Source organism: Actinomyces gaoshouyii (assembly GCF_002072175.1).
GTDB lineage: Bacteria > Actinomycetota > Actinomycetes > Actinomycetales > Actinomycetaceae > Actinomyces > Actinomyces gaoshouyii.
On the sequence record NZ_MVIV01000001.1, the window covers coordinates 50,653 to 63,882 of the forward strand.

At 72.2% G+C, this 13,230-nt stretch carries 11 protein-coding genes; 4 read left to right on the plus strand and 7 right to left on the minus strand.

What is annotated here, in order from left to right; all coding sequences use genetic code 11:
- Window positions 1-74: 74 nt before the first annotated feature.
- From B1H50_RS00175 to B1H50_RS00185, 3 genes are all read right to left on the minus strand, one after another.
- Window positions 75-1,010 carry a tetratricopeptide repeat protein gene (locus B1H50_RS00175; RefSeq protein WP_188640686.1) on the minus strand — a complete coding sequence of 312 codons (936 nt, stop codon included), beginning with the start codon at window positions 1,008-1,010 and terminating at the stop codon, window positions 75-77.
- A 102-nt stretch (window positions 1,011-1,112) separates the two neighbouring features.
- Window positions 1,113-2,135, minus strand: coding sequence for a twin-arginine translocation signal domain-containing protein (locus B1H50_RS00180; RefSeq protein WP_080461794.1), 1,023 nt, complete (start codon window positions 2,133-2,135; stop codon window positions 1,113-1,115).
- Window positions 2,135-3,679, minus strand: coding sequence for a hypothetical protein (locus B1H50_RS00185; protein WP_125898898.1), 1,545 nt, complete (start codon window positions 3,677-3,679; stop codon window positions 2,135-2,137). The genes B1H50_RS00180 and B1H50_RS00185 overlap by 1 nt, the downstream gene beginning before the upstream one ends.
- A gap of 299 nt (window positions 3,680-3,978) precedes the next feature.
- Between B1H50_RS00185 and B1H50_RS00190 the strand changes: the two genes are divergently transcribed.
- Window positions 3,979-5,400 (plus strand): DivIVA domain-containing protein, encoded by a 1,422-nt coding sequence (locus B1H50_RS00190; RefSeq protein WP_080461796.1) that lies wholly within the window; start codon window positions 3,979-3,981, stop codon window positions 5,398-5,400.
- Window positions 5,401-5,484: 84 nt separating this feature from the next.
- On the opposite strand, the gene B1H50_RS00195 is transcribed toward B1H50_RS00190, so the two are convergent.
- Entirely contained in the window at window positions 5,485-5,850 is a 366-nt protein-coding gene (locus B1H50_RS00195) for a GntR family transcriptional regulator (protein WP_080461797.1), read from the minus strand.
- Window positions 5,851-5,916: 66 nt separating this feature from the next.
- Here B1H50_RS00195 and B1H50_RS00200 point away from each other — a divergent pair, with 66 nt between their 5' ends.
- On the plus strand, window positions 5,917-6,435 hold the full coding sequence (locus B1H50_RS00200; RefSeq protein WP_080461798.1) for a hypothetical protein: 519 nt from the start codon (window positions 5,917-5,919) through the stop codon (window positions 6,433-6,435).
- Between the two features lie 55 nt (window positions 6,436-6,490).
- On the opposite strand, the gene B1H50_RS00205 is transcribed toward B1H50_RS00200, so the two are convergent.
- Window positions 6,491-6,781: a hypothetical protein gene (locus tag B1H50_RS00205; protein WP_080461799.1), complete on the minus strand. Its 291-nt coding sequence runs from the start codon at window positions 6,779-6,781 to the stop codon at window positions 6,491-6,493.
- A gap of 144 nt (window positions 6,782-6,925) precedes the next feature.
- Entirely contained in the window at window positions 6,926-7,915 is a 990-nt protein-coding gene (locus B1H50_RS00210) for a malate dehydrogenase (protein WP_080461800.1), read from the minus strand.
- A gap of 202 nt (window positions 7,916-8,117) precedes the next feature.
- Here B1H50_RS00210 and B1H50_RS00215 point away from each other — a divergent pair, with 202 nt between their 5' ends.
- Window positions 8,118-9,929, plus strand: a complete 1,812-nt coding sequence (locus B1H50_RS00215; RefSeq protein WP_080461801.1) for an ABC transporter ATP-binding protein/permease — start codon at window positions 8,118-8,120, stop codon at window positions 9,927-9,929.
- Window positions 9,926-11,779 carry an amino acid ABC transporter ATP-binding/permease protein gene (locus B1H50_RS00220; protein ID WP_080461802.1) on the plus strand — a complete coding sequence of 618 codons (1,854 nt, stop codon included), beginning with the start codon at window positions 9,926-9,928 and terminating at the stop codon, window positions 11,777-11,779. The genes B1H50_RS00215 and B1H50_RS00220 overlap by 4 nt, the downstream gene beginning before the upstream one ends.
- A 26-nt stretch (window positions 11,780-11,805) precedes the next feature.
- Here the strand turns inward: B1H50_RS00220 and B1H50_RS00225 are convergent, their stop codons facing one another.
- A complete protein-coding gene (locus B1H50_RS00225; protein ID WP_080461803.1) occupies window positions 11,806-13,155 on the minus strand; it encodes a dicarboxylate/amino acid:cation symporter in 1,350 nt (449 codons plus the stop codon).
- Window positions 13,156-13,230 lie beyond the last annotated feature (75 nt).

Here is a 13,230-nt window from a genome sequence, read left to right on the forward strand (position 1 = left end):
AGGCCCGCCACCCCGAGGGGCGCCTGAGGGGCGGCGGGCCTCCCGCTGCATACCGGCGGACAGTCGAGTCCGTGTCAGTAGAGAATCGTCGCGAGGCGTCGGCGGGCGACCTGGACCTCGGGGGCACTGGCACCGATGATCTCGAAGAGCTCCAGGAGACGCAGGCGAGCGGTCTCGCGCTCATCGCCGCCGTGACGGGCGACGGCGTCGAGCGCCCGGGCGAGGCAGTCCTCGGCATCCCCCACGGCGAGCGCAGCGTCGGCCCCCGCCAGAGCGGCGTCGAGATCCTCCGGGGCGGCGTCGGCGGCGGCGAGCAGCGCGGCGGGGTCCTGGCCGTCCATGCGCGCGAGCATCCGAATCTGAGCGCGGGCGGTCTTGAGGTCGGCGTCGGCGGGGCTGTTGGCGATGGCGTGGTCGTAGACGGCCTCGGCGCTGGCCCAGTCCCCCTTCTCGATGGCCTCGCGGGCCTGGCGCTCGACCTCGGTCTCCACGGGCCCCTCGGGATCGTCCTCGGCCGAGGCGCCCGGCGCGAGGCGTCCCGTCACGCCGTTGGCGGCGGCGACCTGGAGGAGCTGGTCGAGCAGAGCGCGGGTCTGCTCCTCACCGGCGGCTCCCTGGGCCAGGGGCACGGGCTGGCCGGCGAGGAGGGCGACGCAGGCGGGGATCGCCTGCACTCCGAGGGCCTGGGCGGCCTCCGGCGCCGCGTCGACGTCGAGGCGGGCGAGCTCGAAGCGGCCCGCGTACTCTTCGGCCAGGCGGCCCAGCATCGTCACGGCCTGGGCGGCGGCCTCGCTGCGAGGGCTGTGGCAGATGATGACGACGGGAACCTGCGAGGAGATCGCCACGATATCGCCCAGGGTCTGGGCGTCGATGTCGACGATCAGGGGGGCGGGAATGCCCCCGGCCTGATCGCTTGACGGGGCCTGCGCCGCAGCGGAGGCGCCCGGCTCGGGACTCGCAGTGGGGCGCGGGGCGAGGGAGGACAGATCAACGGCGCCGAACATGCTCATAGGCGGCCTTCCTGAATCGGGCCCGCTGTTCGCGGGCAGGTACTGGTCAATGGGCGTGCCCGGGGCGGCGCCATGCGCGCGCCCCGGGCATCGGGATGGGGGTCAGGCGGGAGCCGTTGAATCATCCCTGGTCACGGACGCGAGGACCACGGATCCGCCCAGCGCGGCGGGAGCCTCCGAGCTCCCCTCGGCGGGGATCGAGAAGGCGATCATCGCGTCGTAGGTAGCAGTGACAGTGCCGCGGACCGCGTCATCGCCTCCCAGCATCTTGCCGAGCGTCGGCCCGGCCTGGAAGCCGGCGTCCTTGACGGTGCGCTTGAACTGCGTGGTGTAGCCGAGGGTGGTCATGACGATGGCCCCGCCGTCGGCGGTCCGCAGGCCGCGGAAGCCATCGGTGCCCGCCGTCGCCGTGACCGTGACCGTGCCCGCGGCGGAGACCTGGTCGTTGATGGACCGATCCGTAGCGACCTGCGCGCGGATGCGGTCCTGGTCATTGACGAATGTGGTCGCGTTGGCGCCCGAGGGGTTGTTGAGGGCATCGACGTAGGCGGCCAGGACGTCGGCGGGGGTGAAGACGAGCCCGGTGGAGTCCGCGACGATGGCCTCCGTCCCGGCTGCGGCGGTCGGGGTCCCGGGCACGCGCGCGCCGGGGAAGAGCTGCCCCCAGGCCCACAGCTCGAAGTTGTCCCTGGCGTCCTCCTGCGACAGCACGATGATCCAGGGCGCCTTGGCCGCCTCGGGCTGCTGGGACACGACGACGGCGGTGCGCGGGAAGCCCTCGGCCAGGCCGGCGGCGCCAGCCGCGGAGTCAAGGACGATCTGGCTGATTCGCGTGTCGTCCCCCAGGGCCGAGGCCAGGGCGTACTGCTCCACGCGGCCACGGGCGGCGGGCCCCATCAGGTAGCCGTTGAGGGAGTCGGCGGTGCGGGCAGTGTCCGCCTGGACCAGGCCCGCCTTGATGCGCTCCAGGATGGAGGTCAGGCGCTCGGAGTCGAGCGCCGAATAGGCCTTGGGCGTGCCCGTGGCGGCCACGGGCGTGGTGGTGACTTCCTGCCCGCAGGCGGCGAGCGTCGCGGCGACGGCCGAGGCGGTCACGCCCCCGAGGAAGGAACGGCGCGTGGTCATCAGATGGTCTCCTTGTCGTCCCGGGCACCACCGGCGCCCTGGCCGTCCGTGCTCCTGCCGAGTCCGAGCTCGCCCAGGTCCTCCGTGGAGGGACCCGATGAGCCGGCCCTGTAAGCGGGCAGATCAACAGGCGGGGACGCGGGCAGTGCTTCCGAGGCGCTCGAGCCCCGCGGGTCGTCCACCTGGAAGTAGGGCGCGGAGCCCGGGATCATCGAGGGCGCCGGGCGCAGCGCCTGGGCGCCATCGCCCTCACGGGAGGCGGTTCCGAAGTAATCCACGGGCTCGGCGAGGCCGGCTCCCGATCCCCGATCGCCTTCGCGCGCGCCGTCGTAGGGCCGCAGGGCAGGGGCCTGGTCATCACCGGTGGCCGTTGGGGCGGGGTCGAGCGGGCGCAGGGATGCCGTCGTGCTCTCCCAGGGGCGGTCGGCGGGACTATCCCACGAGCCCTCGCTGGAACTCTCCCATGAGCGCTCGGGGACGCCCTCCCAGGGGCGGTCATACGCCGTCATCCCATCGCCCTGGTCCGGGCGCGAGTCGCCCCGGCCCGCCCCATCGAGGGCGCCCGCCGCGCCGCTGCTGGGGGGCGTCGAGGCGGACATGCCGGCGTAGGGATCGTATGAGGTCGCGCCGATGCTCGTATCCGCGCTCGCCGCCCCGGCGCCCTGAGCGGTGAGGGCCTCGGAGGACGAGGGGATCGAGGGGACCTCAACGCCACCGACGTAGACGCGGCCGGTGCGCGGGTCCACCCATTCCTCGCCCTGTCGCTCGGCGCGCTCCTTGTCCCGCTTCTCCCGGCGGGTCAACGGGCGGTCCGGGTCCTCGATGCTGGGCACCGCGGCGGTCGACACGCCATCGGCGGCATCGAGGCGGGCCTGCCGCTCGGCCGCGCGGTTGCGGCGCTCAGCCTCCGCCCGGCGGTTCTGGAAGTCGAGAAGCAGGCCGAACACCCCGATGAGGATGAGCAGGCCGCCCAGGATCAGGCTGGGCATGAACCACCACGTGGACACCGTCCGCTCCCACGACAGGGACACCGACGGCGCGGGACCCGAGCCGTCCGTGGCAACGAGCGCGACCATGTCCGAGGAGCTGACGTTGACGACGGCCGATACCGAGCCCGTGCCGTCGGCCTTGTTGCTCCACAGGTCCGAGGATGTGGGGTCGGCATTGGAGGGCGTCGCCGCGGAGCAGGCCCCCGAGGAGTCGCAGGCCTCCGTCACGGGCGAGGCCTGGAGGGTCTTCTCATCCGTGAGGCCGGTGACCGAGAGGTACGGGTCCTGGGCGAGCCAGGCCTTGGCGTCCGCCTCGTGGCCGACGGCGATGACGACAGGCGAGGCGCCGTCGGCGGCGGTGGCCTTGATTGTCACCGATGAGTCGACCAGGTTGAGCACACCGGGAGCGGTGACGACGTAGTTCTGCTCGGGCGACGCGGGAAGGGTGGCTTCGATGGTCGAACTGGGACGCCACACTGTGGCGAAGCAGACGGCCAGAGCGATGACGATCAGGCCGGCAGCGGCGACGATCGCGCTCAAGAGTCGTCGATTCACGACGCTGAACTCCTCGGACTCGGCTTTTGGTCCCCCGCGTCCCGGGCGTGACGCCGGGCGGAACGGGGCATTGATGCCCAGAATCCCATGCCGGCGCACCGGATTCCCACCATCCTGGGGAACATCACACAACGCTGCGCCCTGAGCGGACGACCATCGGAAACCCTGGGAGTGATCTGAGAGCAATCGCAGAGTAATCTGGAAACCCTAAGGGATTCCGAGGTCGCGACCGAGCCGCCCGGAGCCCTACCCTTGTCCCTGAGCCGGGGCACCGCCCCACATATAAGGATGGAGACACCGTGTCCGACGAGACCCATGAGTTCGCCGTGACGATGCGCGGCTACGATCGCGCGCAGGTCGAGCAGCGCATCGAGTCCCTGGTGCGGCAGCTGGCCGATGCGCGCCGCGAGGTCGCCAATCTCGACCAACGAGCGATGACGCTCAGCGGTGAGCTGGCCGATGCGCGCCGTCGTCTGCGCGAGGCCGACAAGCCGACTTACGCCGGCCTCGGATCGCGCATCGAGCAGCTGCTGCGCAGCGCCGAGGAGCAATCCGCCACCGTGATGTCCAAGGCCAATGCCGAGGCCGAGGCCCTGCTCTCCCGCACCCGTACCAATGCCAAGCGCCTGCAGGAGCGCAGTTCCTCCGAGGCCGCCACTCTTGTCGCGGACGCCCGCCGCGAGGCCAGCGAGCTCACCAGCCGTTCCCAGGCGGAAGCGGCGACAACGCTCGCCAACGCCCAGGCCCGGGCCGACGAGATGGTGGCCGCAGCCGAGCGCACCGCCGCCAAGGCGACCACGGACGCGCAGACCGCCGCCACCGAGGCCCGTAGCTCGGCCGAGCGCGAGGCCTCCCTCGTCATCGCCCAGGCGAACAAGCAGGCCACGGAGACCACCGTCGCCGCCGATCAGCAGGCCGCCGCCACCCGTGATGAGGCGGAGGCAGCCGCCGAGGAGCTGCGCCGGACCTCCACGGAGGAGTCCGAGGCACTACTGACCTCCTCGCGCGAGGAAGCGCATCTGACCGTGGAGAAGGCCCGCACAGAGGCGGAGTCCCTCGTTCGCAACGCCAAGGCCGAGGCGGAGTCCCTCGTTCGCAACGCCAAGGCCGAGGCGGAGGCGGCCCGTTCCGAGGTGGCCGAGCTTCGCCAGCAGGCGGCCCTGGAGATCGCCGAGCAGCACGAGGCCGCCGCGACCGAGGACTCCAAGGCCCACCAGGAGACCCAGGAGTCGATCCGCCAGATGGTCGAGGAGGCCCAGGCCCAGACCGCTCAGGCGGAGGCGAGTCTCCAGGAGGCCCTCGATCGCGCGGAGAAGGTGCGCGCTCGCACCGACGCCGAGGCCCGCACCCGCTACGAGGAGGCCACGAACAAGGCCGACGAGATCGTGCGCGAGGCGCGCGACCAGGCTGAGCAGCTCCTCGAGGACGCCCGCGCCGACGCCGAGGCCCAGACCTCGGCGGTGCACCGCCAGATCGAAGAGCTGGAGCGCCAGCGCGACTCGATCGCCGCCTACCTGGAGGACATGCGCGGAATCCTCGGCGACTCCGCGCTCCCTCACGCGCCCGCCCCGGTGATCAGCGGCACCGGCACCGCTCAGACGGCGCAGTCCCCCCAGGACGCTGAGGGCGAGGAGGCCGACGCCGGGCCCGCGGCCGAGACGTCCGCCAAGCAGTCCTCCGAGGAGGGCGCCAAGAAGGTCACGGCGAAGAAGAAGTCCTGATCCGCCTCGTGGCGCCCGCGCCGAACGGGCGCCACGAACATCACCGACGCCATTGTCACGTCGCGCCGTGGGGCTCCTGAGTCGTCAGGGGCCCCACGCGCGCGCCAGGAGATCGAGCGCCCTCTCACGGCTCACCCCGAGGTCGCGCAGCGCGTGGGCGCAGCGCAGGGCCTCGTGCTCGGCGGCGGTCCCAGAAGGATCGATGACGAAGGTGCCCTGCCGTCCCCTCCCCTCGATGATGCCCTCGAGCTCCAGCTCGCGGTAGGCCTTGGCCACGGTGTTGACGGCGACGTCGATCTCGGCCGCCAGGGCGCGCGTCGTCGGGAGCCTGGTTCCGGCGGGGAGACGGCCGAAGGCGATGTCGCGGCGCACGGCATCGCAGATCTGCTCGAAGACGGGCGCCGCTGATCCCGAGTCGAGACGGATGCGCAGTCGGGCTGGTTCGGACATGCTTCCAGTGTGCGCTATCCGACAGTCTCTGGTGGCCTCATTGACGACTCGCTTTAGGCTTGGGTTATGCCCGGCATCCAGCCATCCCCCGACCACGACGTCCCGGCCCCGGCGCACGCGGATCCCCCAGCGGCGGCGCCGGAGGATCCCGAGGAGGCCGACTGGGCCTCGCAGCGCCGCGAGGCCGCTGCCCGCAGGGCCCGGATGCTCCGGGCCGCCCGCTCAGCCGAGACCGCCCGGGCGGAGCGTATCGTGCGGGCCTTCCTCGGCGTCGCCTCCGCAGAGGGCCTGGAGCCGGTGGCGCTGAGGGCCAAGGGCTATGGCGGCGGCACCGCGCGCACTCCGCTGAGGGGCTGGTACTTGCGCGCCGATAGGACTGTGGCGATCGACGTCGAGGGGCGCTTCTACATCCTCACCCGCCAACTGGGGCTGAGGGACAGACTGCTCGGCGTCTCCCCGAGCCCGGATCCCGTGCCCCTGACGATCGGGGAGGGCGGGCGCGACGGCGATATCGTGCCACTGCGATTCGCCCTGGACCGTCTGCTGCCCGGCTGGGAGGAGCGCTCGGACGCTCCCCTCGTCTGAGGCTGGTCCGCGCGCCTGCCCCGGATCAGGAGCGCTGCGCGGCACGGACCCGCGGCTACCAGAGGCGGCGCTCCCAGCAGGAGGTGTGCCAGTGCCGGCGCTCCTCCAACCCGCGGTCCGCCCCGAAGAGCGACTCATTGGACCAGGCCACCACATGCGGGGTGCCGGGAACGATGCGCCGATGGCAACCCGGACAGGTGTAGTCCTTGGCGCCGCCGCGCACATGTCGGACGGTGAACTCCGCTCCCCCCGGTCCGGTCTGGCTGCGCGGCACGGAGGCGAGGCGCCCCACGTCGAGGGGGATGTGCCCGGCCCCGTAGGGCCGCTTGGAGCTGCGGCGTGCCATGTCCCTGATTCCAGCACAGCGCCGCGCCGCGTTCCAAGGCGGCCGGGCGCGGTCGGATGCCGTCCGCGCCCGGCCCCCTCATCGTCTCGCCGAGGGATGAGGGGGCCGGCCCGAGCGCCGTCAGGGTTCCTGACGACTGAGCTCTCAGATGAGGTTCATCGAGGCGACGGCCTCCTTCTCGGAGGCGAGCTCGGCGGCGGAGGCGTCGATCCTGGCGCGGGAGAACTCGTCGATCTCGAGGCCCTGGACGATCTTCCACTCGCCGTTCTCGGACGTGCAGGGGAAGGAGGAGATGAGTCCCTCGGGCACGCCGTAGGAGCCGTCGGACATGATCGAGGAGGAGGTCCAGGAGTAGCCCTTGACGCCCAGGCACCAGTCGCGAACGTGGTCGATCGCGGCCGAGGCGGCCGAGGCGGCCGAGGAGGCGCCACGGGCGTCGATGATGGCGGCACCGCGCTTGGCGACAGTGGGGGTGAAGTCCTCCTCCACCCAGACGCGGTCGGCGAGCAGGTCCGTGACGGGCCGGCCCTTGACGGTGGCCTGGGTGAGGTCGGGGTACTGAGTGGTGGAGTGGTTGCCCCAGACCGTGACCTTGTCGACGTCGGTGACGTGGCAGCCGGCCTTCATGGCGAGCTGGGCCAGGGCGCGGTTGTGGTCCAGGCGGGTCATCGCGGTGAAGCGGGAGGCCGGGACGTCGGGGGCGTGGGAGGCGGCGATGAGGGCATTGGTGTTGGCCGGGTTGCCGACGACGAGGACCTTGATGTCGTCCGCGGCGCCGGCGTTGATCGCCTCGCCCTGGGGACCGAAGATGCCGCCGTTGGCGCTGAGCAGGTCGGCGCGCTCCATACCGGCCTTACGGGGCATGGAGCCGACGAGGAAGGCGATGTTGGCGCCCTCGAAGGCCTGCTTCGCATCGTCGAAGATATCGATGGAGCCCAGCGCCGGGAAGGCGGAGTCGAAGAGTTCCATGGCGGTGCCCTCGGCGGCCTTGATGGCCGGGGGGATCTCGAGCAGGCGGAGGTTGACCCGCTGGTCCGGGCCGAGGAGGGTGCCGGAGGCGATGCGGAAGAGAAGGGCGTAGCCGATGTTGCCGGCGGCACCGGTGATCGTGATGTTCACGGGGGCGTTGGCCATGGGGTCTCCTTTGATTTCAATCGGGTGTGATGGGGACGGTACTGTGGCGGGACCGCCGCAGTACTGTCACCGCACTGTTGCGGCACTGGCCGCGCTCGGCCAGCCGTATGGGACGAGCCTACGAGCACCGGGCCCCATGAGGGCGGGACGATGGGGGTGCGATTCTGGCACTCACCCTATGACCCGCAGCACAATAGCCCGTATGCCCGTCTTCTCCGGCCCAGGCCCCTCCCCCACGCGGATCCCGCTGGCGACGCCGTCGTCCAAGCGGGCCAACTTGGCCTCCTTCTGCCTGACCGTCCTCGCCTCCCTGGCGCAGGGTTGGTCGCTCATCTCAGCCGGCCGGGCGCTCGGCGCCCTCATCGATGGCACGACCCCGGCAGCACTGCTCGCCTCGGCGCTCCTGTCCGGCACGGCCTCGGCCCTGGCGGCGGCAGGGGCGCGGGCGGTGTCGCTGGGCAGCGCTGCCCGCGAGGAGGCAGCTCTGCGCCGCAGGGTCCTCGCCCACCTCATGGGGCTCGGCCCGGCCCGCGCGGCCCGACAGCGCACCGGGTCGACCGTCTCGGTGCTGACCGACGGCGCCGAGCGAGTGGCCCTGTACCGGCAGACTTTCCTCGCCCCAACGATCGCAGCGGGGCTCGCCCCGGCCCTCGTGCTCGCGGAGCTGGCCATCGCGGTGGACCCGCTCCCCTCCACTGTGCTGACCCTCGCCGTCGTCGGCGTGCCCACGCTCATCATCGGCTTCCACAGAACACTGAGATCGTCGTCCTCGGGATCGCGCAGGAGCCGAGCGCGCCTGAGCGCGGAGTACCTCGACGCCATCCAGGGCCTGACCACCCTCACGCTAGCCCGCGCGGCGCGGCGCACGCACGAGCGGCTGTGCGAGGCCGGGGAGGGCAACCGTCGCGCGGTCATGCGCCTGCTGGCCGGCAACCAGCTCGTCATCCTGGTCACCGACTCCCTCTTCTCCCTCTTCCTCATCTCGGTGGCCGCGGTCAGCGCCGTGGCGCGACTGGGCTCGGGGGCCATCGGCGTCGGCGACGCGCTGGCGATCGTGCTGACCTCCTTCGTCCTGCTCGAGCCACTGGACCATGTGGGGGCGTTCTTCTACGTCGGCATGGGAGGCCAGGCCAACCAGCGGGTCATCCGCCGCATCCTGTCCTCCTCGGACCGGAGCGGCGCGGCGGCGCTGGGAGGGCCACGGCAGGCGGACGCGACGGGGGCTCGGGAGCCTGCGGGGCAGTCAGGACTGTCCGGGGCCCCGGGGGCGGGTCCCTCCGGGGCGATCCGCCTACGAGAGGCGAGCGCCGCATGGGGGCGCGCCGAGGTGCTCCACGGGATCGACCTCGAAGTGGCGCCCGGCGAACACGTGGCGGTCGTCGGTCCCTCCGGCTCGGGCAAGTCGACGCTCACGGCCCTGCTGAAGGGCGATCTCCTTCCCTCGGGTGGTGCCGTGGAGGTCGACGGCGAGGCGCTGGCCCCGGGGTCGGGAGCCGCCGAGCAGGAACGGGTCCGCGCCGCGAGCGCCCTGGTGGCGCAATCCACCTGGCTCTTCTCCGGCACCATCGCCTCCAACCTCCGGCTCGCGGCGCCCTCCGCCGGCGACGATGAGCTCTGGGAGGCGCTGACCATAGCCAATCTCGCCGAGGAGGTCCGGGGTATGCCCCAGGGCTTGGCGACCCGTGTGGGAGAGCGGGGCCTGGGACTGTCCGGGGGCCAGGCCCAGCGCGTCTCCCTGGCTCGGGCGGTGCTCGCCGACCGGCCCGTCCTGCTGCTCGACGAGCCGACGAGCCAGGTGGACCTGGCCGGGGAGGCCGTGATCATCGAGGCGATCGAGCGGGTCTCCAAAGGGCGCACCGTCATCACGGTCTCGCATCGCGCCGGCGCGCTGAGCGGGGCTGATCGCGTCATCACCATCGAGGGCGGGCGCCTCATCGCCACCGAACCCGGAGCGCGGTCGGGTACCGGGGCGGCCCCTGAGGCCGGACACGGGGCGGGAAGGGGCGAGCGATGAGCACGGGCGCGAGACGCGCGCGAGGCGCCCCGGGGGCACAGGACGCCCTGAAGACGCAGACCGGCCCTGGCGGAGCCACCGAGGCTGCCTCCACCCCGCCCTCCCCGCCGAGCCGCCGCGCGCTCATCGGCTGGCTCCTGAGCGTGACGCGGCCGGTCCTGGCGCCCCTGGTGGGCTCAACGCTGTGCCGCATCGCCGAGCTCCTCCTGGGCTGCGCCATCATGGCGATCGGCGCGGTCGCCGTCGTCCGCACGGGCGCGCAGGCCGCCTCCGGGGCTCCCATCGGCATCCCCTGGGACCTGGCGGGGCAGCTCGCGCTCGCCTCCCTGCTCAAGGCGGCGCTGCGCTACAGCGAGCAGTTCCTCGGGCACTTCGTGGCCTTCAAGGCCCTGGAACTGCTGCGCGGCGAGATCTTCGCCGCACTCATCCCCCGTGCCCCGAGAGTCATGCTGGAGGCGCGCTCAGGGGACCTGCTGGCGCGCGCCACGAAGGACGTCGACCGGATCGAGGTGTTCTTCGCCCACACCTTCGCCCCCGCCGTCAGCGCCGTCGTCGTGCCCCTGAGCGTGGTGGGCGTCGTCGGGGCGACGACGTCCTGGCCCGTGGCCCTGACCGCCCTGATCTTCCTCGCCGGGGCGATCGGGGCCGTGCCCGCGCTCGGGTGGCGGGCGTCGCTGGCCTCCTCGCGCGGGGCAGTGGCGGAGCGGGCCGGGCTGACTCAGCACGTCACGGACTCCATTCAGGGAATGGCCGAGGTAGTGGGCTACGGGCGCGTGGACGAGCGCCTCGAGGAGATGGGCGCGATCGACCGCGCCATCCAGACCGCCGGAGCCCCGGCGCGGCGCTGGACGTCCCTGCGGCGGGGCGGCGTCCAGCTGCTCACGCTCCTGGGCCCTGCCGCGATGATCCTCGTGGGCGCCGACGACGTGCGGGCGGGGGCCTTCTCCGCGGCCGCCCTGGCGGGAGGCGTGGCGGCAGTGGTGCGCCTGGCCGAGACCGCGCGGGGGGTGGAGGAGTTCGCCGCCGCGCTCACCACCTCCTTCGCTGCGGCCGAGCGGGTGTGGGCCACCGCCCACTCCCCCATCGAGGTCGTGGACGGGCAGGAGGAGCTCCCCCGGGCGGGCTCCCATGAGCTCGTCTGGGAGGGTGTCTCCTACGCCTATCCCGACTCGCCGGGGCTCGCGCTGGAAGGCGCCTCCGTGCGCGCGGCGGCGGGCCGGTGGACCTGCCTCGTGGGGGTCTCGGGCTCGGGCAAGACGACGATGGGCCAGTTGGCGCTGCGCTTCGACGATCCCGCGGCGGGCCGGATCCTCCTGGACGGCGTCGACATCCGGGACCTGAGGGGTGACTGCCTACGCCGCGAGGTGGCGCTGGTCAGTCAGAGCGCACACCTGTTCCGGGCCAGTGTCCTGGACAACCTGCGGCTGGCCGCGCCGGGCGCGAGCGAGGAGGAGGTGCGGCGGGCCTGCCAGGACGCCGGGATCCATGACGACATCATGGCCCTGGAGTCCGGTTACGGCACGATGATCGGCGAGCGCGGGGCCTCGCTGTCCGGCGGCCAGCGCCAGCGGCTCGCGCTGGCCCGGGCGCTGCTGGTCCAGCCCGGGGTCGTCGTCCTGGACGAGTTCACCTCGCACCTGGACCCGGCGCTCGACGCCCGGGTGCGCTCCCGCGTGCGCAAGCGCCTGGCGGGCACGACGGTCGTGGAGATCACGCACCGCCTGCAGTGGGTGGGCGAGGCGGACCACGTGGCCGTTCTCGACGGCGGACGCGTCGTTGAGCAGGGCGCCCCCGCCGCGCTCATGTCGGCCGGCGGGGAGCTCGCCAGGCTCATGGCCCGTCAGGCGTGAGGAACGGCTGCGGCCCCGACTCGGCCTCAGTCACCGGGATTGCCCGCGGCGGCGCTGGAGGCGGCCAGCTCCTCGGGGCTGACAACACCCTCGACGCTCACGCCGTCGAGGTAGGCCATGCCGTCGAAGGCGAGCTCACGGGCGTTCTCCGGGTCCCCCTCGTGGCCGAGGCGGCCATCGGCGAAGCGGTCGATGGTGATGGCGATGGCCGCGTCGCCAGTGACATTGGTGGCGGTGCCGAAGGAGTCCATGGCGATGTACGTGGCGAACATGAGGCCGACCTGGGCGTCGTTGAAGCCCAGCATGGAGGCGATGAGGCCCGAAGCCGCGGCGATGGCGCCACCGGGGACGCCGGGGGCCGCGACCATCGTGACGCCGAGCATGAAGATGAAGCCGATCCACTGGGCGGCGCTGATCGTCAGGCCCTGGGTGAAGGCGATGGCGAAGGCGAAGGCGAAGATCTTCGACGTCGAGCCGGCCAGGTGGATCGTGGCGCACAGGGGGATGACGAAGGAGGCGACGGCGTCGGACACGCCCAGCTTCTTGGTCTGGCGCAGCGTGACCGGGATGGTCGCCGCGGAGGAGGAGGTGCCCAGGGCCGTCATGTAGGCGGGCAGCAGCGTGAGAATGGCCTTGAGCGGGTTCTTGCGGCCGATGGCCCCGGCGGCGGTGTACTGGCAGGCCAGGATGACGACCTCGAGGACGAGAACGACGACGACCACGCGCACGAGGGTCCTCATGACCGCCCATGCCTCGCCCGTGTAGGCGAAGTTGAGGAAGATGCCGAAGATGTGCAGCGGCAGGAGGGGGATGATGATCGTCTCGATGAGGCGGGTGATGATGGCGCGGAACTCGATGAATCCCTTGCGCAGCACGCCGCGGGGCACGAGCGAGAGGCCGATGCCCATGACGAAGCTGAGGATGAGGGCGGTCAGGACCTCCACTGGCGGGGCGATCTCAAGAGTGAAGAAGCTCTCCAGGGCACTCCCGGGCTCGGAGACGTCGCCGAGCATCACCCCGGACAGGAGCGAGGGGAACAGGGCCGCGCAGGTCGCATAGGTGACGAAGCCCGCGAAGAGGGTGGAGGCGTACGCGACGGCGGTGGTGACGCCCAGCCACTTGCCGGCCCCGCGCCCGAGGTCGGCGATGGCCGGGGTGACCAGGCCGATGATGATCAGCGGGATCGCGAATTTGAGGAACTGGCTGAAGACCGCCGAGAAGGTGGCGAAGCCGCGGCCAACGGGGGCGGGGATGATGGGGTGGCCGCCCACGCGAATCGAGCCGAGGGCCACGGCAAGCAGGATCGCGACAATCACCCACAGGAGAATGCCGCCCTTCATGCGGCACTTGCGCGCGACGGGCTGTGCGTTGGACATGTTGGGGCCTTCCAGATACCGGGGGATCGCCGCGTGAGCGCGATAACCGTGACAGCGGGGCAGAATCGCATAGTC

Excerpts from the sequence above, each read along its gene's own strand:
- B1H50_RS00175 (WP_188640686.1), bottom strand. The coding sequence starts at position 1,010 with ATGAGCATGTTCGGCGCCGTTGATCTGTCCTCCCTCGCCCCGCGCCCC.
- B1H50_RS00180 (WP_080461794.1), bottom strand. The coding sequence starts at position 2,135 with ATGACCACGCGCCGTTCCTTCCTCGGGGGCGTGACCGCCTCGGCCGTC.
- B1H50_RS00195 (WP_080461797.1), bottom strand. The coding sequence starts at position 5,850 with ATGTCCGAACCAGCCCGACTGCGCATCCGTCTCGACTCGGGATCAGCG.
- B1H50_RS00200 (WP_080461798.1), top strand. The coding sequence starts at position 5,917 with ATGCCCGGCATCCAGCCATCCCCCGACCACGACGTCCCGGCCCCGGCG.
- B1H50_RS00205 (WP_080461799.1), bottom strand. The coding sequence starts at position 6,781 with ATGGCACGCCGCAGCTCCAAGCGGCCCTACGGGGCCGGGCACATCCCC.
- B1H50_RS00210 (WP_080461800.1), bottom strand. The coding sequence starts at position 7,915 with ATGGCCAACGCCCCCGTGAACATCACGATCACCGGTGCCGCCGGCAAC.
- B1H50_RS00215 (WP_080461801.1), top strand. The coding sequence starts at position 8,118 with ATGCCCGTCTTCTCCGGCCCAGGCCCCTCCCCCACGCGGATCCCGCTG.
- B1H50_RS00220 (WP_080461802.1), top strand. The coding sequence starts at position 9,926 with ATGAGCACGGGCGCGAGACGCGCGCGAGGCGCCCCGGGGGCACAGGAC.
- B1H50_RS00225 (WP_080461803.1), bottom strand. The coding sequence starts at position 13,155 with ATGTCCAACGCACAGCCCGTCGCGCGCAAGTGCCGCATGAAGGGCGGC.